Origin of the sequence: Olivibacter sitiensis DSM 17696 (assembly GCF_000427965.1) — a bacterium.
Taxonomy (GTDB): domain Bacteria; phylum Bacteroidota; class Bacteroidia; order Sphingobacteriales; family Sphingobacteriaceae; genus Olivibacter; species Olivibacter sitiensis.
Genome location: NZ_ATZA01000007.1, coordinates 67,231 through 88,343 on the forward strand (window position 1 = coordinate 67,231; position 21,113 = coordinate 88,343).

The 21,113-nt window shown below is 44.5% G+C and carries 17 protein-coding genes and 2 tRNA genes; 7 read left to right on the forward strand and 12 right to left on the reverse strand.

Translation table 11 applies throughout. The features are described from left to right. Nucleotides 1-116: 116 nt before the first annotated feature. Nucleotides 117-689, reverse strand: a complete 573-nt coding sequence (locus tag A37S_RS0105605) for a DUF6580 family putative transport protein (protein WP_028296134.1) — start codon at nucleotides 687-689, stop codon at nucleotides 117-119. 39 nt (nucleotides 690-728) lie between these two features. Continuing rightward, nucleotides 729-938 carry a hypothetical protein gene (locus A37S_RS0105610; RefSeq protein WP_028296135.1) on the reverse strand — a complete coding sequence of 70 codons (210 nt, stop codon included), beginning with the start codon at nucleotides 936-938 and terminating at the stop codon, nucleotides 729-731. Between the two features lie 164 nt (nucleotides 939-1,102). On the opposite strand from A37S_RS0105610, the gene A37S_RS0105615 reads away from it, so the two are divergent. After that, on the forward strand, nucleotides 1,103-2,749 hold the full coding sequence (locus tag A37S_RS0105615; protein WP_245586320.1) for an amidohydrolase: 1,647 nt from the start codon (nucleotides 1,103-1,105) through the stop codon (nucleotides 2,747-2,749). Here A37S_RS0105615 and A37S_RS0105620 read toward each other — a convergent pair. Then, nucleotides 2,746-3,681 carry a 1-phosphofructokinase family hexose kinase gene (locus A37S_RS0105620; protein WP_028296137.1) on the reverse strand — a complete coding sequence of 312 codons (936 nt, stop codon included), beginning with the start codon at nucleotides 3,679-3,681 and terminating at the stop codon, nucleotides 2,746-2,748. The genes A37S_RS0105615 and A37S_RS0105620 overlap by 4 nt on opposite strands. 305 nt (nucleotides 3,682-3,986) lie before the next feature. Between A37S_RS0105620 and A37S_RS27020 the strand changes: the two genes are divergently transcribed. Further along, nucleotides 3,987-4,169: a hypothetical protein gene (locus tag A37S_RS27020; protein WP_157278440.1), complete on the forward strand. Its 183-nt coding sequence runs from the start codon at nucleotides 3,987-3,989 to the stop codon at nucleotides 4,167-4,169. A gap of 73 nt (nucleotides 4,170-4,242) precedes the next feature. Then, complete coding sequence (locus A37S_RS0105630; RefSeq protein WP_028296139.1) at nucleotides 4,243-5,052, forward strand: universal stress protein; 810 nt, start codon at nucleotides 4,243-4,245, stop codon at nucleotides 5,050-5,052. Between the two features lie 137 nt (nucleotides 5,053-5,189). Here the strand turns inward: A37S_RS0105630 and A37S_RS0105635 are convergent, their stop codons facing one another. The 7 genes from A37S_RS0105635 to A37S_RS0105675 form a co-directional block, all read right to left on the reverse strand. Continuing rightward, entirely contained in the window at nucleotides 5,190-5,426 is a 237-nt protein-coding gene (locus A37S_RS0105635) for a hypothetical protein (RefSeq protein WP_211229727.1), read from the reverse strand. 112 nt (nucleotides 5,427-5,538) lie between these two features. Further along, on the reverse strand, nucleotides 5,539-6,702 hold the full coding sequence (locus A37S_RS0105640; protein WP_028296141.1) for an IS4 family transposase: 1,164 nt from the start codon (nucleotides 6,700-6,702) through the stop codon (nucleotides 5,539-5,541). 1,337 nt (nucleotides 6,703-8,039) lie between these two features. After that, nucleotides 8,040-8,543 carry a GNAT family N-acetyltransferase gene (locus A37S_RS0105655; RefSeq protein WP_028296143.1) on the reverse strand — a complete coding sequence of 168 codons (504 nt, stop codon included), beginning with the start codon at nucleotides 8,541-8,543 and terminating at the stop codon, nucleotides 8,040-8,042. Continuing rightward, nucleotides 8,512-8,826 (reverse strand): type II toxin-antitoxin system TacA family antitoxin, encoded by a 315-nt coding sequence (locus A37S_RS0105660; RefSeq protein WP_028296144.1) that lies wholly within the window; start codon nucleotides 8,824-8,826, stop codon nucleotides 8,512-8,514. The genes A37S_RS0105655 and A37S_RS0105660 overlap by 32 nt, the downstream gene beginning before the upstream one ends. 609 nt (nucleotides 8,827-9,435) lie before the next feature. After that, nucleotides 9,436-9,521, reverse strand: a tRNA-Leu gene (locus A37S_RS0105665). Nucleotides 9,522-9,574: 53 nt separating this feature from the next. Then, nucleotides 9,575-9,650: transfer RNA gene (locus tag A37S_RS0105670), tRNA-Gly, on the reverse strand. A 101-nt stretch (nucleotides 9,651-9,751) separates the two neighbouring features. Then, the gene (locus A37S_RS0105675; protein ID WP_028296145.1) at nucleotides 9,752-10,240 is read right to left on the reverse strand and encodes a regulatory protein RecX; all 489 of its coding nucleotides are present in this window, start codon (nucleotides 10,238-10,240) and stop codon (nucleotides 9,752-9,754) included. A gap of 60 nt (nucleotides 10,241-10,300) precedes the next feature. Here A37S_RS0105675 and A37S_RS0105680 point away from each other — a divergent pair, with 60 nt between their 5' ends. Both A37S_RS0105680 and A37S_RS23715 read left to right on the forward strand, forming a co-directional pair. Then, nucleotides 10,301-12,778 carry a bifunctional UDP-N-acetylmuramoyl-tripeptide:D-alanyl-D-alanine ligase/alanine racemase gene (locus tag A37S_RS0105680; RefSeq protein WP_028296146.1) on the forward strand — a complete coding sequence of 826 codons (2,478 nt, stop codon included), beginning with the start codon at nucleotides 10,301-10,303 and terminating at the stop codon, nucleotides 12,776-12,778. A 107-nt stretch (nucleotides 12,779-12,885) separates the two neighbouring features. Then, entirely contained in the window at nucleotides 12,886-13,518 is a 633-nt protein-coding gene (locus tag A37S_RS23715; protein ID WP_051292755.1) for a DUF502 domain-containing protein, read from the forward strand. Nucleotides 13,519-13,677: 159 nt separating this feature from the next. On the opposite strand, the gene A37S_RS0105690 is transcribed toward A37S_RS23715, so the two are convergent. Both A37S_RS0105690 and A37S_RS0105695 read right to left on the reverse strand, forming a co-directional pair. Next, nucleotides 13,678-14,643: a DUF6528 family protein gene (locus A37S_RS0105690; protein WP_169719444.1), complete on the reverse strand. Its 966-nt coding sequence runs from the start codon at nucleotides 14,641-14,643 to the stop codon at nucleotides 13,678-13,680. A gap of 228 nt (nucleotides 14,644-14,871) precedes the next feature. Further along, a complete protein-coding gene (locus tag A37S_RS0105695) occupies nucleotides 14,872-16,626 on the reverse strand; it encodes a M61 family metallopeptidase (protein ID WP_245586321.1) in 1,755 nt (584 codons plus the stop codon). A gap of 296 nt (nucleotides 16,627-16,922) precedes the next feature. Between A37S_RS0105695 and A37S_RS0105700 the strand changes: the two genes are divergently transcribed. Both A37S_RS0105700 and A37S_RS0105705 read left to right on the forward strand, forming a co-directional pair. Continuing rightward, complete coding sequence (locus tag A37S_RS0105700) at nucleotides 16,923-17,984, forward strand: efflux RND transporter periplasmic adaptor subunit (RefSeq protein WP_028296149.1); 1,062 nt, start codon at nucleotides 16,923-16,925, stop codon at nucleotides 17,982-17,984. Between the two features lie 5 nt (nucleotides 17,985-17,989). Then, complete coding sequence (locus tag A37S_RS0105705) at nucleotides 17,990-21,100, forward strand: efflux RND transporter permease subunit (protein WP_028296150.1); 3,111 nt, start codon at nucleotides 17,990-17,992, stop codon at nucleotides 21,098-21,100. Nucleotides 21,101-21,113: the final 13 nt, after the last annotated feature.

A 21,113-nucleotide genomic window follows, 5' to 3' on the forward strand; every position in this document is an offset into this window, starting at 1 on the left:
CTGTTTATAGAGTACAGAACGAAACAAATCAGGAAATGCTACAGGCAAAGAGAAAGATTCCTAGAGTTTTATTGGGACTATGGCATTAGCCTCTCGACCTTTATCATGTTTGACTCTTAGGAAGCTATCGGACGCAAGACGGAAACTCTTCCCTGCATCCACTCAAAACCACCATATAAAATTGCTCCGAACACCAGATTTCCCAAAAGCAAATTGCGCTCAAAAGGGATAGCCGCTATCAGGCACCCCAGATATCCTTCCAATGTTCTAGGATACATGGGATACATACCAGACCACCAAGTGCCTATATCGGCAACCAGCCAATGAATAACAACCGAAACAATACCCGCACTCAAGACATTGACCACATTGACCTTATCAACCAAAGTCCCCACATACACCATCAAAAGAAAGGCAAGATACACGAAGAATGCTCCGTCATAAAACAGTATAAACTGGTGCGACAAGGTATAATTAATGATCCAATCGGTCAACAAAAACACCATTAATGGTACCAAGTAAGCTTTCCATTTATCCTTAAAGTAAGTACCGCCAAACAAGGCCATTGCTCCTATAGGTGTAAAATTGGCCCAAGCCAATTGTTCAAAATGCACCAATCGAAAGGCGGAAGCAGCTATAATCATCAGTATGATGACGATGTTTCGGAAGTTAAATTTATCGACAGCCATAATGCGACAAATATACCGATATTTACAAGACCCGAAAAACTATTTGCCGCTCAACTTATCCTCATCCGAAACATTCTGTTTCTTTTCCGTCTCCTTGGGTACATCGTTCAATTGATCTTGCTGCGAATCTACCCCACCCTCGTAGGAAAGATCTGCTTGATGTTTGCCTTTTTTTTCTTTGCTTTCCTCTTTTTTCTTCTGCGCCTTGTCCTCCAGTGGAGACAAATGTCGTTCTTTTCTTATCGCCATGATCCTTAATTTATTTTAGCGTGCTTAGCTGTTCACCATTCTAACCACCGAAGCATATCATATGTTTGGGCAATCGTCATCAGTTTACCGATTCAGAAAAAGATTCGTCTCCTATTACCATAAAAATTTCCAACATCGATCAATAAAAACTATTTTTACTGAAAATGTATTCAGTCATGCAGCAGCGCATTCCCCTATTCCTCTTTTTAACATGGAGCATTTTATGTATTTCATGTAATTCAAAAGAGAAAGTAGACCTTATTGTACATCATGCCAAGGTGTACACCGTAGATTCCAGTTTTTCCGTTCAATCGGCATTTGCGGTAAAAGACGGCAAATTCGTGGCAATAGGCGATGATCAAGACATCTTGGATAAATATACGTCTGCAAACACGGTAGATGCTGCTGGCAAGCCTATATACCCCGGTTTCTATGATGCACATTGCCACTTCTTTCATTTCGCGCATAGCCTGCATGAAGTAGATCTTGTAGATGTACCGTCAGAGGAAGAGCTGGTGAAGCGTGTACAACTGTTCAGGAAACAGTACCCAGATGATCCATGGATCATTGGACAAGGATGGGATCAGAACAAGTGGGATGACAAATCTTTTCCCACGAATGAAAAGCTAAACGAATTGTTTCCTGAGACTCCTATATACCTCAGCAGAATAGATGGCCATGCAGCCTTGGCCAATGACAAGGCGCTTTCGTTGGCAGGTATCACGGACGACACCAAGATGACAGGTGGTCTGGTGGTCCAAAAGGCCGGCAAGCCCACGGGTGTATTGGTAGACAATGCCATGGATCTGGTACAGGCAAAAATCCCCGCTCCTAATGAAGAAGCCATGACAAGGATGCTGTTGGAAGCAGAAAAAGCTTGTTTTCAAGTGGGATTGACGACTTTGGGAGATGCAGGATTGAGCTTGGATCAAATTGCACTACTGCGAAAACTCTATCGCGAACAGCAATTGCACATCAGGGACTACGCCATGATAGCTATACAGCCCCACCAATTGGATTCCGTGCTGCAGGCAGGTATTTATACCAGTGATCAGCTCGATGTTCGATCCTTCAAGATAGTGGGTGATGGCGCCCTAGGCTCTCGTGGAGCGTGCCTCCTTGAACCCTACAGCGACGATCCCAGCAAGGGATTTCTATTGCTTCCGCCGGCCATGCTAGACAGTGCGGTGGCCAAAATAGCAAACAGTGACTTTCAGCTCAACGTACATGCTATTGGCGACTCCACCAATCGCCTAGTGCTAGACCTTTTCAACAAATATTTAAGTGCTGGTGGCGATAGGCGCTGGCGCGTGGAGCATGCTCAAGTCATTGCACCGTCGGACTTTAGCAAATTTTCGCCAAAAGGCATTATCCCCTCTGTACAGCCCACGCATGCCACCTCCGATATGTTCTGGGCGCTGGACAGACTCGGGACAGACAGGCTGAAAGGAGCCTATGCCTATAAGCAGCTGCTGGATGAGACCGGCCTTGTTGCCCTCGGCAGCGATTTCCCCGTAGAGCATATCAATCCGCTATATGGCTTCCATGCCGCCGTAGCTCGGGTGAACCAGGAGAATAAGCCTGCGGGTGGTTTTCAGATGGAAAATGCGCTAAGCAGAGAAGAAGCCTTGAAAGGCATGACCATCTGGGCAGCCTATGCCAGCTTTCACGAGAAAACGAGAGGAAGCATAGAAAACGGAAAATTGGCGGATTTTGTACTATTGGATGAAGATATTATGGAAATACCCGAAAACAGGATACGCCAAGTGAAAGTATCGTCCACCTATTTAGGTGGAAAGCGGGTGCACTAACTCCTTGCCAACCATTTGTATAGTTCGTCCACATCTTCTTTCTTAAAGAGGGCCGTACCAGCGTTCATGGTAGCGGCCGTGCCACAGGCAACGCCCATTCTGGCCATTTCCAAGGTGCCTCCCCCCTTAGCCAGTACAGCTACCATACCGCCCACCATACTATCTCCGGCTCCCACCGTGCTTATCCTCTTTACATTAGGTGCCAATATATAATGGCTTTCGTCCTGTGTCACTACATAAGCTCCCTGCGCTCCCAAAGAAACGACCACCATTTCTGTACTTCCTGCTTCTATCAGCTGTTTGGCAGCTAATTCCGACGAACGGTTGTCCAAGGATGTCCTGCCTACCAATTTTCCCAATTCACCTAAATTTGGTTTCACCATAAACACTCCTTCCTGCAGTGCTTCCCTTAATGCATCGCCCGAAGTGTCTAGGATAATTTTTGCTCCTTTTTGCTTCATCAAACGAATCAGCCTATTCATGTACCCTATAGGAAAGCCAGGAGGAAAACTGCCACTGATAACCACGAACTCGGGAAATGGAGACAACTTTGAGATAACATAATAAACTTCGTCCACCTCTTCTTCAGTCAAAGCTTCGCCTGGCATTCCAAATCGGTATTGTTGTTCGGTGGTGGTATCTACCACAATAAAGTTCTCCCTTGTTTCCGCATTCACCCCCAATGGGATCGCCCCTACCTGCTCCTGTGCCAACAAAGACTCGAGCAACTTCCCTTTACCTCCTCCAGAGGTAAAAAAGGCATCCACTGCTACGTCCAGACGCGCTAATGCTCGCGCCACATTGATACCTCCTCCCCCAGGTTCGTATTTGGGAGCTGAACAGCGCAACTTTTTCTCGGGTTTGATGCCATTGACCGTACTGCTTTTATCTATTGCTGGATTGAGGGTGATGGTGAGTACTTTGCTTGCCATAAAATACGCATTGATGTGAAATCTTAAACCTTTCCCAAAAGAATCAAGTAAGTATAGGCAAAAAAAACGTATAATGAAAAAGTAATTGCCAACATCGGAGTTTGGACACGAACATCCCTGCCCTATCAAAAACAGGTAAGAAGCCAGAACAGCCGACAGGGATGAGTGATCAACCGTTCCCTTTCTTGTTTATCCACCAATACAGTGGCGGTATCAATATCGGTGCAAATAAGATATTCCTCCTGCCAATGCAAACAAAACGCATCTTATTATAAATAAGTGTATGCTTAAAATTCTTGAATAGCATGAAGACGAATACGATTACCATTATCAACGTGAGCGGAATGGTATGCAGGCAAAGCAACATAGCACCCATTATTGAAAGGTTACGTCTGAAGCGAAACAACATTTTGCTACTTTTGAGATCGATGCAAAAGTCTCGCTCCATTAAGGACAGGACGATTAGAGAACCGATAGAAAAAAATTAGAATTTTATTAGATATACCACGCCCAGCGACAAAGAACTTTTTATATATTACCTTTATTTAAAATTTGGATAGCATGGAGACCTTACTCGTACCAGTTGATTTTTCTGAAAACTCCGTGGATGCAACTCGATATGCCGTTGCTCTATCGTCTCAGTTGGGCATTGCCGGCATCGTTCTGTATCACAGCAATATTTTCGGGGATAAGCCGGAATCCGACATCTTAACAGAGCTCGAAAAGTTAAAAAAGGAGTTAAATCGCGAAAGCAAAGTGGCAATTACCTGTGTGGCAAACAGCGTTCCTTTGTCTGAAGGAATCGCCGACCTGATAATACGGCATCGAGCCTCTATCATTGTAATGGGCATAAGGGGACGCAATAAAGTAGGCCAAAAACTAATTGGGAGCCACGTTTTTCAGGTATCGAAAAGCGCTACAGTCCCTGTGCTTATAGTGCCCGAGCAATCCGTTTTTTCCAAAATAGAACATGCGGCACTGGCATTGCCTATCATTGCCGAGTTAAAAAAGTATATTCCCTACGAGGCAATCAAATCGCTCATAAAAAAGCTTGGTGCAACGCTCATGGTTCTCAATATCAGCAAAATCAGAGATAAAACACCCAAACCCATTGTATATGCTGGATTGGCGGACACACTTGATATGTTTGATGACATGTCTCCTACCTATCATTTTTTTTCGGCAAGGAATACCGCAGATGGTATCGCCCATTTTGCAAAAGACAACCATGCGCAATTGTTGATCAGCGTTGCCGGCGATTATGGATTTCTACAAGGAATGTTTAGGTCCAGCGTGACAAGAAAACTAGCTTATCAGTCTACCGTTCCTTTATTGATCTGTCGTTCAGGCAACGAAACGATTGAAAATTAAATGTGATTTGACATTAGCGACTGAAAAAGTTTTCGTCAATTTTGCAAACTCAGTTTGATGGGATATATAGGTAGGCAAGCACCGACGCCAATTATGCCAAGGCAAAAGATGGCAGCTCTATCCCAAAAATGGTTTCTTCATGCTGTTTTGAAGTCGGATTGCATGAAAGCAATGGAGACCACACAACTTTTATCGACCGAAAACTTGCAGCCATTTTCAAAGAGGTTCGCAAATACCACTTTCAAGAGGCACTCGTTCCCATTTACCGAAATTTGTTTGTCGCTATCAAAATTGTTCTCGAAGTGAATATCGATTTTGTAATTGGGGTTTGCCTGTTGCACCTGCTGCCGTGCGTCCAACAAAACTTCATCCACACGAATTTTGCTTAAGGAAAATCTCGGAAGGATCATAACTGGCTTTTGCCAAGTCTGGCAAACTGTGTCCGTATTTTCACTTTTTTAGTTATAAGTTATCATTGCTGTCCACTTAAAATAAGCTGAGGGACAGCTGTTTAACAATACGTTCTTTGACATTTCTGTAATCTGATTTTGTAATCAACTCATTTATAGGTGTTTTATCCAACAAGGATATGCCTAACACCTGTAATATTTCGTAGGGCTGACGGCCTGTCTTGAGATCACTGCCAACGATGGCTACAAGACAATATGTCGTAATTGCAGCGAATATCTGTATTCGAACAGCGTTTTCCGTTGTGCCCCAAAACGATTTTATTTTCAGGTGTTGCTTGATCCATTTGAAGAACAGTTCTATTGCCCATCGGTGTTTATAGAGCAGGGCAACTTCGAGTGCCGTGACCTCCATGTTATTGGTCAGAAAGATGAACGTCCTTTTGGATTCGCTGTCGTAGAATTTTACCCTGCGTATCTTTTGAGGGTAATCCCGGCAGGTGTAATAACCCGCAAGTTTCCCGGTCTGGTCGCATAAGATACCGTTATCCCTGTCCGCTTTTCTGGAATACATGCGCTGGAACTTGAGGTTTGACTTGGCTCTTATGATAAAGTATGCCCCTGCATTGTGCAGAAGGTACAGCCTGGAATAATCAAGGTATCCGCGATCAAAGACATAGAATGCCCCCTGCTCATAGCTTAGCTGATCCAGGGCGTTCACATCATGTACAGCAGCGGCTGTAATATGCATGAATACAGGGATATGGCTATTGGCATCGTACAGGGTATGCATCTTGATGCCTCCTTTGTTCCTTCTGAATGATGCCCACCAGAATACGCTGAGACAAAGATCAATGGTCGTCGAATCAAACAGGTAGACCTGTGAATCTATACCTAGATCGACATTCTTACATTTGGATCTGGCCACAGCGATCATGTGGAGGGCAAACTCCTCAAAGATCAAGCTGGCACGTTTAGCATTCGCCTTGGCCAGATTGCTTCGGGTGATCTGTTTGCCCAGCCCCAAATGGTAGGACTTGTTGCTATGTGCATCCAGTACAAGCATCAGACCCCGCAAGCTATCGCGGTTAGACAACTGACCGAACATCATACAAAGCAACTGGTTCCAACAAGTGAAATGCTTAACATACCTGTTGCCATCATGCCTCTGCACGATAGAGTCGAACACACGTCGTGGAAGGAATTCCGTCAACTGTGCGAAAACGTACTTGCCTCGATTCATCTATACCGCTTTTTGCGGTGAACCTAAACAAATTCAAATCGTCACGCATGAAAAACCAGCACAACAATCAGATTATCAAGAAGTCAAAGAACAGTTTAAATAATTTTAGTAGACACTAATGATAAGTTATGAATAATAAGAAATGAGTTATTTAGGTTTGATTTTGCTTTTTGTGGTTAGGATGGCACTTCGTAACATTTTTAGTATGTCGTTTGCATCTGAATAAACAGATGTGAATTCGTTGGTCGTCTTCGACTATTAAAATATTCATCCTAACAAACTTAGATAAATTGCTTTTATATCCAATTTAATTGTATTGCATATACATAGCAATTTTATAGCTAAAATGGTTAAAATACAGCCTTTCCAAATTCTTTATTGGTTCACTTCTTCTTCAATTTGAAAACCTATGATATTTGTATGTGAATATAATCGTACGGCGATCAATATTATATTCGTAAAACCAAAGAAATATGGGGACTGACTACAACAACTGGAAGATTAGCAATAGAAGAAATACTATCTGCATTATACCTATTATCTTCTTTGGTAAGTTATCAGGTTCAAAAAAGAAATACCGAAAAGACCAAATCGTTAATACTATTGCGCTGATAGTTAAAGCCTGAGCCCCTAAACCCAAAAAAATTGACCTAAATGCCGAAACTCGCTCTTCATGCGCCGAAAGATTATAAAATAGATATATCCAAACCACATAGATTAATGTGTTGAGTGACACCGAAAGGAATCCAATAAATTTGTTAATCCTTGCCATCATAGTTTTCGCTTAATTCAGTCTATTCAATAATCCGCTTGGTCATCCTCCATGACTTTGACAAGACGACCCGCAGAGCCAACCATGTTGGCAGCAAATATACCATACGTGATGCCCAACTACAAAAGTCATTATTAAACTAACAAGATTCAGAATAGTTTCCACAGGAGCCAATCTCCCCCGTCTCTAGATATGGAGTAGCATTGGCATTAGCGGTCACTTGATCGGATATATCACCCCTTCCCAGGGACTTTTAAAAGCATTTTTTCGGACAAGTTTTTGTCCGAAAAAATGTTCAGTACCCCGGACAGGATTGTTCTCGAACCTCTTTGTGGAAGATTTGAAGCGAATTGCGGCTTTAGGAGCTTGAAATGCACTTTGAAAATATCTAAGCTGGATAGAGATCGAACTGGCAATTAACAGAATATAAAAATCCCTGGCGAAAAGTGTCCAACCTTCCGTGGTGGATAAATGACTGGAGTTTCTAACTGTAACTGTCAAATTAATCCTGATTAAAATGTGAAAGCCACCTTTAGGGTGGCTTTCGTGTGTTGTGATTTGCAGTTTACTGTTGGAACAACTGCCTAATCGTTCCCATTGGGATGAACATCTTGTTGCTGCTCTTTAATTTAAGGAAACCATACTTCTCATAAAAGGCAATAGCCTTTTCGTCTATCGGATCAACAATAACAGCCAGCGTACCCAATTGTTCGGAAAGGTTCAAACATCTTTCTAGGGCATTCATGAGCATCAGCTCTCCACGGCGCTTGCCTTTCTCATTTTTGTCTACTGCCAACCTGCCTAATAATACAGCAGGCAACTCCCTGTAGCTTCCAGGTAATCTTAACTTTTTAAGCAAGCCTTCGGGCAAATCATCTTTTGGGATGGAATTGCCCGACAGTGTGTAATAAGCTAAGACGATGTTTTCCTCATTGGCAAGAACGTAACAGGCGGATAGATCCCTTCGGACATCCTGAGATGCCTGTTTTTTGATGTATTCATCTAAAAGTGGGGCTTCACTATCAAAACTACCCCGATTATGTGTTTTTTGTAGATTTATGATTTCCACTTTGCTGCGCCTCCTTAAATTTTAAATAATTGGAATGAGCTTTCTTAAGCGCATCGTTAGGAGCCGGCGGGTTCAAAATTGCTTCCAGAAATATCTTCTTGTCCTCCATCGTGTTCAGTATGGTGTGACTGTCCTTAATGATTTTGTTGGCTTGGGTCTGGATATGAAAAACAATAAATTCAGAAAGGCTCTTAAAGCCGCTCAGTTCTGAGGCATACTTGATCAGCTCTTTTTGTTCTCTGCTAATGCGAACATCAATTCTATCATTAATTACTGTTGCCATAACTTCTGTTATCTAATCTATTTCTGTGTTTTTTTATATTTCTGTGGCAATTCTTTTCTTAATTTTTATTGATTTTGTTTTGCTTGATCACATCTTAATCCTTTTATAAATCTACTGCTTTGTTTAACATTTCCTAAATGTTGCAATTTTTAAGTATTATCTGTTAATTCTTATTTCAATCTTCGTTGCAGAAACTTCTGTGGAAATACTTTTTTAAATCTTTTTGAATTTTTCTATACTAATTTTTTCTTTTTCAATCTTTGGTCGATAGTGGTCATCTCTGAATGACCTCATTCGCATTAGCAACACAAATGTACGTGAATTTACCGTACAATAAAAATTATTTTAAACAAAATAGTACAAACCCGCTCCATTCATCTTAAGAATAAGCAAGCACGATTAGATATACCGTTTTATCTGGATATTTTCTATGTGCTTATGCACTTGGCCGTTCGCAACGTGGTACATTTCGAAAAACCTAATTGAACAAGCTATTGAGAGGCACAAAGCCAGAGATCGAACCAGAAAAGCGTCTTTATGAGCAATAAAGGCATGTTTCGATTGTCAGAAAACAAAAAAGCCTCCTTACATGCTGTAAAGAGGGCTTTGTACTCGGAGCGGGAATCGAACCCGCACTCGCTTTAAGGCGAACAGGATTTTAAGTCCTGCGTGTCTACCAGTTCCACCATCCGAGCAACACATTGCTTTTTAAAGCAAAAACCCTTCTCTTAACTAAAGAAGAAGGGTTTGGAGCGAAAGACGAGGTTCGAACTCGCGACCTCAACCTTGGCAAGGTTGCGCTCTACCAACTGAGCTACTTTCGCATTTTGAGAAAGAACTTTATATCGTTTTCTCTTTTGGTGATGCAAATATAGGCAGTTTTCTATTTCTGCCAAATACTTTTTTTCAAAAATTCACATTCCACCTATAAGTTATTGGCATTCAGGAAAAGAAAAATCGCATCATTTTCATAGCCTTTGCCCATAGCATAGCGAGCCAACTTCATTTTCCGCACATAGGGATCGGTATCCTTCAGTAGCGAGGCCTTCTTTCGCAGCAGGCTTTCCAAGCGTTCTTCATAGTCGTCCTTTTCCAAGCTGGCCAATGCTTGGGCCACCAACCTCGCTGATACCGCTTTGGCTTTTAGCCCTTGTTCAATCTTTTTCTTTCCCCAGCCTTTCAATTGAAATTTCCCTCTCGCATAGGCCATCGCAAAGCGTTCCTCGTTCAGAAAGTTCTCGGCTATCATCTCGGCAATGAGCTGCTCTACTTCCTGGCGGTGCAGCCCCCAGCTATACAGTTTATCGCGCAGCTCCTGCTGCGACCGCTCCTGGTAGGCACAGAAGGATTCCGCCTTTCTCCTAGCCTCTTGCAGGCTCAAGGGAGGCTTTTGTCTTGGTATATGCGAGTCCATAGCGGCAAATTTGTAATAAATATATGGCATAGCTAAAAAAATGCTGAAATTCGCATCAAAATGAGCACAAAAACATATCATATAGCGCAAATAGCAGAATTATTGGGTTGCCCAAAAGCTCCTTATTTTCAGCAAGACAGCTCCATATCATGGTTAGGTTACGACAGCCGGAAAATAGGCGATGCAAAAGCTACCCTGTTCTTTGCCTTGCAAGGACGAAGGAACGGCCATGACTATCTAGCAGAAGCCTATAAAAAGGGAGTTCGCCACTTTGTCGTCAGCGAGGACAGGCCCTATGGTGACCTGTTTCCTGAGGCCAACTTCCTCTTAGTCCCAGACACCTTGATGGCACTACAGAAATTGGCGGCATACCACCGCTCCCAGTTTCACTATCCAGTAGTGGCTATTACGGGCAGTAACGGGAAAACGGTGGTGAAGGAATGGTTGTATGAACTACTCTCACCAGATTACTCCATCGTACGTAGTCCCAAAAGTTACAATTCGCAGCTTGGCGTTGCCCTATCGCTTTGGGCAATGAACGAGTCCGCTAATTTGGCCATCATAGAAGCGGGCATTAGCCAAGCAGGCGAAATGCAGGCCTTACAAACCATGATAAAGCCTAGCATTGGTATACTAACCAATATAGGCACTGCCCACGATGCGGGCTTTGACAGCGTAGAACAAAAAGTGCAGGAAAAGCTCTCGCTTTTCACAAACGTATCTACACTGATTTATAGTCCCAAATACCTGCACGGGCAACAAATCTCGCAACAAGCAGAAAAAAGCTGCAGCTGGGGCGAACAGGGATCGGAAGACCTCGCCATCATAAACTATGCGCAGACGACCAACGGATATACGACCATCAAGGCCAGATATAATGGAAAGGAGATTTCCATAACGGCGCCTTTTACGGATGCCGCCTCATTGGAGAACGTGGTTTGTTGCTGGGCCACCCTACTGGCCTTGGGCTATGATCACCGCACCATTGCCCAAAGGGTTGCCTCCCTCTCGGCCATCAGTATGCGGCTGGAACTGAAGAACGGCATCAATAGCTGCTCCATCATAGACGACTCGTATAGCAACGATATTTCTTCACTGGAGATAGCACTGGATTTCCTAAGCCAGCAACAGCAGCACCAGGCTAAGGTGCTTATCCTTTCCGACATGCCCATACAGGGCATGGAAGATGTCCTGACCTACCAAAGGGTTGCAGAACTGGTCAACAGGCAACGGCTCTCCCTATTCGTCGGCATAGGCGAACAGCTCAGCCGCTATCGTCATCTATTTGCGGGCAAGACGGCATTTTACCCATCTACCGCCTCATTTTTGGCTTCGGGTCTTTCCTTTCAGCATAGCACTATTCTCCTGAAAGGTGCCCGCTCCTACTCGTTTGAACGAATTAGCAAAACACTGTCGGCACAAATGCACGATACCGTCTTGGAAATAAACCTAAATGCCTTGGAAAACAACCTAAACCAATATAGGATGATATTGCCAGAAGGAGTGAAACTGATGGCCATGGTAAAGGCATTTTCTTATGGTAGTGGCAGTTTCGAGATCGCCAACGTGTTGCAGTTCAACAAAGTTGACTACCTTACGGTAGCCTATGCCGACGAAGGCATTGCCCTTCGTCGGGCAGGTATCACACTCCCCATCATGGTCATGAATGCCGGCATACAAAATATGGAAATGCTTCTGCGCTACGATCTGGAACCAGAGATTTATAACCTACATGAATTACAGGCATTATCACGAGCCATTATAGCGTCCAATGTAGAGGGAGTATCCCATGCGGTCCATATAAAGTTGGATACGGGCATGCATCGTTTGGGCTTCATGGAAGACGAACTGGAGGCACTAATCAAATTATTGCACCAAATGCCACACGTTAAGGTAAAAAGTGTATTTTCGCATTTGGTAGCCAGCGGTGATTCATCCCAAGACGACTATACTAGGAAACAGATTGCCCTCTTTAAGGACATGGCCTCTCGGATAAAAGCATCTCTACCCTATGAAATATGGATGCATATTGCCAATACATCGGCCATCAGTCGTTTTCCGGAGGCCAATTTTGACATGGTAAGATTAGGCATAGGGCTGTATGGTGTGTCGGCAGATGAGACACAGCCGATAGCCTTGAGCACGGTGGCAACACTCAAAACCAAGATCACACAGATCAAACATATTCCCGCAGGAGATACCATAGGTTATAATAGGCACGGTAGACTTAAAGGAAACGGTTCTGGGATGACTGCCACGGTGAAGATCGGCTATGCCGATGGCTATAACAGACGTTTGGGCAATGGTCACTGCTATATGCTCATAGGGGGACAAGCCGCCTATACCGTAGGCGACATATGTATGGACATGTGCATGCTGGACATTACCGGACTGCCAAATATCAGTGAGGGCGATGAGGTTATTATCATGGGCGAAAAACCCCATGTGAACGAACTGGCCAAGGCCATTGGCACTATCCCTTACGAGGTGCTGACGGGCATATCTCCCAGGGTGAAGCGGGTATATTACTACGAATGAGCTTGAACATATAGATAGAGCTGCTTTTTTATTCCGATAGGTATTGGCACCTCACTACGTTCAGCTATTTTGATTTTTTGTTTTTTTTACTTTTTACTTAACGCCATATGTGGACAAAAAACAGAGCGATTAAAGTCCTTTTTTACTATCTCATAAAAGGTGTGCTGGTGCTTGTTCCTATCGCTGGCGCCTTATTCCTGATATTTTGGATTGTAGCTACTATTGACTCGGTACTCAATCTAAGTTGGCTCATTCGCGATGAAATGGGCAGGCCGTTGTACATACCAGGCCTAGGTATTATCGCCATGCTGGTCATACTCATATCGGCTGGCTGGGTGTTCACCAATTTTGTCACCGAGCCTATCTTGGAGTGGTTCCAAAAGCAGATGAACAAGATTCCCCTATTCAACACACTATATTCTTCCATCAAGGATTTTACCGAGGCATTTGTGGGCGATGAAAAAAAATTCAACGATCCTGTTCTGGTGGAAATCAATGAAACGGGACTGAAGAAGATCGGTTTTCTCACCCAAAGCGATCTGCACAAGATCGATCTGCCTGATGAAGTGATTGTCTATTTCCCCTATTCATATTCCTTTGCTGGCCAGGTATGCGTGGTGAAGGCCAGTAAAGTCACAAAACTGAACATGAACGCTACGGATGCCATGAAACTGGTAGTGTCTGGAGGAGTGAGCGGGTTGGAAGGGCATGCCTCACAGCCCAGCATAAGCGAAAAGTAAATACTGTTGCCTAATGCCATAGTTAGAAAACCACATTTACATTTTTTATTTATTTAAAGAGACTCTATCTTTCGGCAGAGTCTCTTTAAATTTGGTTCTCAGATTTTTGTTAACGTCGTGGTGCCTACTTTGCTCCGCTTGCAATACCAACGTTCAACATTAATTGGATACCGTTCTCACTTTATACAGTTTAACAGACGGGATATGCAATTTAATCTTTGGATTTTCACCATAAATATTAAATGTCCACCAACTTTCTTCTGCAATCGTAAACACCAGATTATCGCTGTTTCGATCGTAATTTGCTGATTTCACATTGACATGCGTTGCCAGCGGCACAAAAGGCTCAAAAAGTTCCTTCTCGGTATCAAAGACCCACACACCATGGTGCGTAGACACAAGAAAATGCTCCTTATCAACTTTACTCAGATCATGTCCTCCTTCGTCTGGCAATTTGTAGGATTTAACAAGATGCAACTTCGGTTCTGAAGAAGACCAATTTGCCAATTCATAAATTCGCAACTCGTCAAAACCAAGTGCCAGCAACTGTTTGCTAGCATCATCCCAAACAATTCCATGTCCCGAGTACAAGCTGTCTTTATAGATCACTTGTTCGTTTTTCCCAATATCGTAAATTTCCAAGCTATTGCCAGATACATGCGTTGAATTGGCAACTCCTATCCGATTATTGGGCAGCAGGTCTGCTGAATGAGCCATAGGTGTTTTGGCATAAAAGAGAACTTTCTTAGATGCTATATCTAGCAATATCGTAGCACCACCAGATGACGTAATTAATAGTTTCGTATGATGATCTACGGGTTTACATTCGTCCAGGGTAGCCAGTAGCCCTTGATAGCTTGCCGGGAGCTCCTCTTTGGCCTCACTTGCGCGCCATTTCCATTTATATTTTACTTCGCCCTTCTTTGCTGCATCCCCGTTAAGGACAAACACCTGATCATCGCCACATACAACGAGGTCGCCAGTACTCAATACAAAATCGCGATGCTCGGCAATTCCGAGCCCGATGGGATTATTGGCTTGAACGGTATTTTTATTTTGACCTACTGTAAAAAAGTAATTCAAAAACAGATTAGCGAAAAGGGCTAAAAAGAATATTTTTTTCATTTTCATCACTACTAGTTGAACAAATATCTCAAAAACCTTACACCCAAAAGATATTAAGGTAAACTTGGGTGAGCGGGATTAAAATCACCAATTCGGATTATATCCATATGGCTTGAGTGCCCTTAATTCTATAGCGGCTCAAGTTCATTTTTACTCGCACCCCATGGTTCTTGGCACTGCAAATTGGGCCATGCTATTGCAAGGTGCTGGCTTTGGCTTGCTCCGTATTTAAAATTGTCTCAACCACCTATTGCGTACCAGAAGTTGTTTGGGATTAAGCTGATCTTTTTCTACCAATTGGAATGCCTTGGCTGTACTTGGCTTCATCTTTATGTTGAGTTCTTGAACGATGCCATCACGGCTTAATAGCACTTTCCACTCATCTCCCACGCTGGCCGCTGCCGTGACACGTGCCAATTCTCGGCCGGCCACATCCAACCGATAGCCGTTTATCGCTATCAGTTCATCGTTCACATTGATGCCTCCATCCCAAGCGGTACTGGCGCGACTCACGGAAGATACAATTATTTCCCCATCGACTATCTTTGTCCTAATCCCCAAGTCTGCAGTGACTTTTCCTTCGTTGAGATCTATCAATTCCAGTCCTGCATAAGCTAAGTAGCTATTATAGTCTGGACTACTCGCCGTATTGACTAAGTCGTAAATATCATCCAAAGATATACCGCCTACTTTTTCGGCCAATGTCTTGAATTCCTCGTCATTATAACCGCGACCTTCTCTTTTATAAAACTCGCGGTAAGCGGCATGCATCACCTCGTCCAAGCCAATGGCGCCATTGTTCTCATGCAACAATTTCAGGTCGATAAGCAAGGCCATAAGCGCCCCTTTATTGTAGTAGGAAACGCCCGTATTGACTGAATTTTCGTCCTGTCGATAATACTTGATCCACGCATCAAAACTTGCTTCGCCCAATGGCTGTACGTGATTACCAGCCCTGTTTTCCACCGCCTGTATATCACCCAATATATCCTGAAAGTACTGTTCCTGACTGCTAAAACCAGCCCTATGTACCAATAGGTTGTCGTAATAGGCGGTAAAGCCCTCTCCTATCCACAAATTGGTTGTATAATTTTCGGCACTGTAGTCAAATGGTCCCAAGGCAGCGGGTCGTAGGCGCTTAATATTCCATAGGTGGAAATATTCATGAGCTACCAAGCCAAGAAAACCCTTGTAGCCATTTTCCGTTTCGTAGGCAAAGCGCGATGCTCCCAATACGGTAGAGTTGAGATGTTCGAGACCACCGCCCCCATTGGCATAATGGTGCACAATGAACACATAGCGCTTATTGGGGTTTTCGTCGAATATTTGGGTGGCTCCTTCAACGATTTTAGCCATATCCTTCTGCAATCGCATTTTGTCGTAATTGCCTCCACCTACCATGGCTACCTCGTGGTGCACGCCCGCAGCATCGAACGTAAACACATCCTGATTGCCAATTTCTATGGGTGAATCGAAGAGAATATCAAAATTTTCGGCATAATAGGCATCAGTTTTTCCCGAAACCAGTTCTAGCCCGGTGGAGACTTTCTTCCAGCCAGCAAAAGGGATGACTTTAACCTCGCTAGGTCTATCAATCATGTCATCTACGAACATGAAGACGCCTGTGGGGGAGATGAATGCGTGTGAGGCATCTACAAAACTAGTCCGCACGGACACTTCAAAAGCATAGACCCGATAGGTGACAGTGATGTTTTCTTCCCCACCGGCAATTACCTGCCACTTGTTCTTGGCCGTCTTGGTCGTTTTGAGGGATTGACCGGCACTTCCAAAGGCTTCGAAGGCCTCCACATTTTTGGAGAACTCTCGTATAAGGTAAGATCCGGGCGCCCATACGGGCATAGTAAGTTCTACCGATTCCTTCTTCACGCCTGGAATGGTCATTCTCACATCTATGTAATGTGCCTGCGGCTCGGAAAAAGACAACTCAAAATAAACTGGTGAGGCGTTATGAAGCTGTGCCATTGCGGTAATAGAGGTTACTAAAAAGAAAGTCAAAAATTGAAAAACACATTTAAGCATATTCAAGTCGTTTTTCAGCAAAAATATAACAATGGCACGAAAACATCACATCAAACTAGCATATTCCATAAAAAAAAGAGTGCATCAATATTGTTGCATTGTTCTTCTAATTTTATATTTATCTTTATGCTTCCGATAGAAAAGCCGTATTTTTGTGTAACATCGGTTATTCGATTTTATAAAAATCTAAATAAAAAATCGGCCTTTTCTGACATTGGATAGATACTATTAAACAGTTCATGAAAAAAAAATACATATATCTTGGCATAGGCATCATTGTCATTGCTTTCTTGGCTTATCGTTTTAGTTCTTCTATCAATGAAAAAAAAGATGCTCCTACGGAGAATAGGAGCGCCAGCTCGCTGCAGGTGAGTGGTGTCGTGGCCAAATCCAGCAGGTTTTCCAATGAACTGACCGTATCCGGTAGCATAGAGGCCAATGAACAGGTGCAGCTACGCAGTGAGGTTTCCGGCATCATCAGGCAACTGTACTTCCAAGAGGGCACCTACGTACAAGAAGGCCAGGTGCTGTTCACCATTGATGATACCGAATTGCAGGCACAGCTGATACAGCGACGCACCGAAGAAAAACTGGCCGAAGACAACTCGCAACGTGCTACCCTGTTGTTTGAAAAGGAAGCCATCAGCAGTCAGGAAAAAGACGTGGCCCTTGCCGACCTGGAGTCTGCCAAGGCCCAGACGCAGCTCATCAAGGCGCAAATCGCTAAGACAAAAATTACCGCGCCGTTCAGTGGCAAGATTGGCTTGCGATCGGTTTCCAAAGGCGAGTATCTTACGCCCACTACAGTGGTGGCCACCCTGATGAATACCAACCCAGTGAAGATACTTTTTTCCGTGCCGGAAAAATACTCGTCGCAGGTCAAGATAGGCCATCCATTGAGCTTCACTACGAGCAGCTCGCAGCAGAAATTTGACGCCAAGATATATGCGATTGAACCGGGTATAGATGCAGAGACACGTACAGTACAGATTAGGGCCATTGCCCAAAACCCGAATGGAGCCTTGATGCCCGGAGCTTTTGCCCGCGTACAATTGCCCATCAACATGGTAGAAAATGCCATTTTGGTACCTACGGAAGCTATTATCCCCATACAAAATGGGCAGCAGGTATTTGTGGCAAAAAATGGAAAGGCCAAATCTTTGGAAGTACAAACGGCGGGCAGAACGAGCACAGACGTATTGGTAACAACTGGGGTGGGCGTAGGCGACACGGTGCTTACTTCGGGCATCATGTCGCTAAAAGATGGCAGTCCAATTCAAGTAAAACTAACTAGCAATTAAGTGTTATGAGTTTATCCACGCTTAGCATAAAACGTCCCGTACTGACGATAGTCCTCAACCTCATGTTGATACTGTTCGGGATTGTAGGTTATACTTTCTTGGGTATAAGGGAGTTCCCGTCCATAGACCCACCTATCGTTTCCGTGCGCACCAGCTATGCGGGAGCCAGCCCAGATATCATAGAATCACAGATTACCGAGCCTTTGGAGAAATCCATCAACCAGATAGACGGGATCAGAAACATATCTTCATCCAGCAATCAGGGCACCAGCGTCATCAACATTGAGTTTGTGCTAGGCAAGGACCTAGAGGAAGCCACCAATGATGTGAGAGACAAGGTTTCCCAGGCACAACGCAATCTCCCACAGGATATCGACTCCGCTCCAGTGGTCTCCAAGGCTGATGCAGACTCTGAACCCATCATCACGCTGACTGTGAGAAGTGACACACGACCTGCGCTAGATCTCAATGATATCGCCGAAAATGTCATTGCCCAGCGCCTGCAGACCTTACCTGGAGTGAGCACTGTGCAGATAATGGGGCAAAAGCGCTATGCCATGCGCCTGTGGATTGAACCGATGCGACTTGCAGCCTATGGGCTGACGCCTTTGGATGTGCGAAATGCCCTCAACACGCAGAACGTGGAACTACCATCGGGCAAGATTACCGGAGACAATACCGAACTGACAGTAAAAACCGTGGGCAACTTGCTGACGGAAGATGATTTCAATAATATGATCATCAAAACCCAGGGTGATCGCATCATCCGATTCGGCGATGTGGGAAAGGCCGCACTTGGCCCCGAAAACCTGGAGACCAATCTTCGCGAATCAAGAACCCCTATGGTCGCCCTGGCTATCATTCCACAACCGGGCACCAATTACATAGAAATAGCCAACGCCTTTTACGAACGCCTGGAACAAATAAAAAACGAGGTTCCCGAAGACCTCCAGTTGCAAGTTTCGATCGACAATACCTTGTTTATCAAAAAATCGGTTACCGAAGTAGCTGAAACTATCCTCATTTCCCTGATATTGGTTATTATCATTATTTACCTGTTTTTCAGAAATTGGGGTATCGCTTTCAGGCCTTTGATTGATATTCCCGTGTCGCTGATAGCTACTTTCTTTATCATGTACCTTTGTGGGTTTTCCATCAACGTGCTCACCTTGCTGGCCATCGTACTAGCCACCGGCTTGGTAGTGGATGATGGCATCGTGGTAACGGAGAACATCTACAAGAAAGTGGAAGAAGGGATGTCACCCATACAGGCTGCCATCAAAGGTTCGAACGAAATATTCTTTGCAGTGATTTCCATATCCATCACCCTGGCGGCGGTATTTCTTCCGGTTATGTTCCTGGAAGGATTTGTGGGACGGCTATTCCGCGAATTTGGCGTGGTCATCGCCTCCGCCGTGCTGATATCGGCTTTTGTGGCCCTCACGCTCACACCTATGCTCAATGCCTATCTGATGCCAAAAAATGGCATCAAGCATTCGCGATTCTATGAAATCACGGAGCCTTATTTCGAGAAAATGACCACAGGCTATGGGCGCATGCTCGCTGGCTTTCTTAAATACAGTTGGCTGAGTTTTCCCATCCTCCTTGGCTGCTTTTTCCTAATCGGCTATTTTTGGGTAAACCTCAAAAAAGAAACCGCGCCTTATGAAGACCGCAGCCTTATCAACGTGAACGTGACGGCACCAGAAGGCAGCTCGTTCGATTATATGGATCGCTTTATGATGGAGCTGGCAGACATGGTGAACGATTCTATTCCCGAGAAGAAAATCAATCTGGTCGTCACTTCTCCAGGCTTTGGCGGTACAGGTGCCACCAATAGTGGTCGTATGCGCATCGCGCTGGTACCCCCTGAAGAGCGCGTCAGATCGCAAAGCGAGATTGCCGATTTCCTTACCCGCGAGACAAAGAAGTATAACGAAGCACGCGCCTTTGTCACCCAACAGCCCACCATTGCCGTCAATAGACGTGGAGGGCTACCCATTCAGTACGTCATTCAAGCTCCCAATTTCGAGAAATTACAGGAAAAGATCCCCGCTTTCATGGAAGAGGCCAACAATGACCCTACATTTTCCGCCGTGGATATCAACCTCAAGTTCAACAGGCCCGAGCTGAACATCAGCATTGACAGGGATAAGGCGCAAAGCATGGGCGTGAGCGTACTCGACGTGGCGCAAACCCTGCAGCTTTCGCTCAGTGGCCAGCGTTTTGCCTATTTTATCATGAATGGCAAGCAATACCAGGTCATAGGTCAGTTTGACGATGCCGATAGAAGCTCGCCGCTAGACCTGACCTCCATATTCGTACGCAACAACCGCAATCAACTTATCCAGCTAGACAATGTGGTGAGCGTAAGCGAAAGAAGCAGTCCACCACAGCTATATCACAACAATCGATTCATGTCTGCCACGGTATCCGCCGGCTTAGCGCCAGGCATGAGCATGGGCGATGGCATAGAAGCCATGGACCGCATAAGCGAGAAAGTACTGGACGACAGCTTTTCCATCGACCTAGGTGGCGAATCGCGCGATTTCCGCGAAAGCGGTTCCAATACACTCTTTGCTTTTGGCTTGGCCTTGTTGCTGGTATACCTTATCCTAGCGGCACAGTTTGAAAGTTTTCTGGATCCGTTCATGATCATTCTTACTGTACCCATGGCGGTAGCCGGTGCCATGCTCTCCCTATGGATCACGGGAGAGACCTGGAATGTGTTCAGCCAGATAGGAACCATCATGCTGATCGGTCTGGTAACAAAAAACGGCATCCTGATCGTGGAATTTGCCAACCAACTGAAGGCAGAGGGAAAAAGCAAGGCCGTTGCCATTTTGGAAGCTTCGGAAGCACGGTTAAGGCCCATATTGATGACAAGTTTGGCCATTGCGCTGGGAGCGCTCCCCATCGCCCTTGCGCTGGGGGCGGCAGCTACCAGCCGTATAGGTATGGGTGTAGTTATCGTGGGTGGAACCATATTTTCCCTCATTCTCACTTTGTTCGTCATCCCTGCTATATATATGATGTGGTCAAGAAAACATGTTGTCAACAAGGATTTGGAAGAGGCCATCAAGATTGAAAAAGAAGAAGCGCTGACAAGCATATAAAGCAATCGGTATT

Coding starts and splice junctions, on each gene's coding strand:
- A37S_RS27020 (WP_157278440.1), top strand. CDS start 3,987: ATGAAGACGAATACGATTACCATTATCAACGTGAGCGGAATGGTATGC.
- A37S_RS0105615 (WP_245586320.1), top strand. CDS start 1,103: ATGTATTCAGTCATGCAGCAGCGCATTCCCCTATTCCTCTTTTTAACA.
- A37S_RS0105680 (WP_028296146.1), top strand. CDS start 10,301: ATGAGCACAAAAACATATCATATAGCGCAAATAGCAGAATTATTGGGT.
- A37S_RS0105695 (WP_245586321.1), bottom strand. CDS start 16,626: ATGGCACAGCTTCATAACGCCTCACCAGTTTATTTTGAGTTGTCTTTT.
- A37S_RS0105705 (WP_028296150.1), top strand. CDS start 17,990: ATGAGTTTATCCACGCTTAGCATAAAACGTCCCGTACTGACGATAGTC.
- A37S_RS0105675 (WP_028296145.1), bottom strand. CDS start 10,240: ATGGACTCGCATATACCAAGACAAAAGCCTCCCTTGAGCCTGCAAGAG.
- A37S_RS0105610 (WP_028296135.1), bottom strand. CDS start 938: ATGGCGATAAGAAAAGAACGACATTTGTCTCCACTGGAGGACAAGGCG.
- A37S_RS0105690 (WP_169719444.1), bottom strand. CDS start 14,643: ATGAAAAAAATATTCTTTTTAGCCCTTTTCGCTAATCTGTTTTTGAAT.
- A37S_RS0105605 (WP_028296134.1), bottom strand. CDS start 689: ATGGCTGTCGATAAATTTAACTTCCGAAACATCGTCATCATACTGATG.
- A37S_RS0105660 (WP_028296144.1), bottom strand. CDS start 8,826: ATGGCAACAGTAATTAATGATAGAATTGATGTTCGCATTAGCAGAGAA.
- A37S_RS23715 (WP_051292755.1), top strand. CDS start 12,886: ATGTGGACAAAAAACAGAGCGATTAAAGTCCTTTTTTACTATCTCATA.
- A37S_RS0105700 (WP_028296149.1), top strand. CDS start 16,923: ATGAAAAAAAAATACATATATCTTGGCATAGGCATCATTGTCATTGCT.
- A37S_RS0105620 (WP_028296137.1), bottom strand. CDS start 3,681: ATGGCAAGCAAAGTACTCACCATCACCCTCAATCCAGCAATAGATAAA.
- A37S_RS0105640 (WP_028296141.1), bottom strand. CDS start 6,702: ATGAATCGAGGCAAGTACGTTTTCGCACAGTTGACGGAATTCCTTCCA.
- A37S_RS0105630 (WP_028296139.1), top strand. CDS start 4,243: ATGGAGACCTTACTCGTACCAGTTGATTTTTCTGAAAACTCCGTGGAT.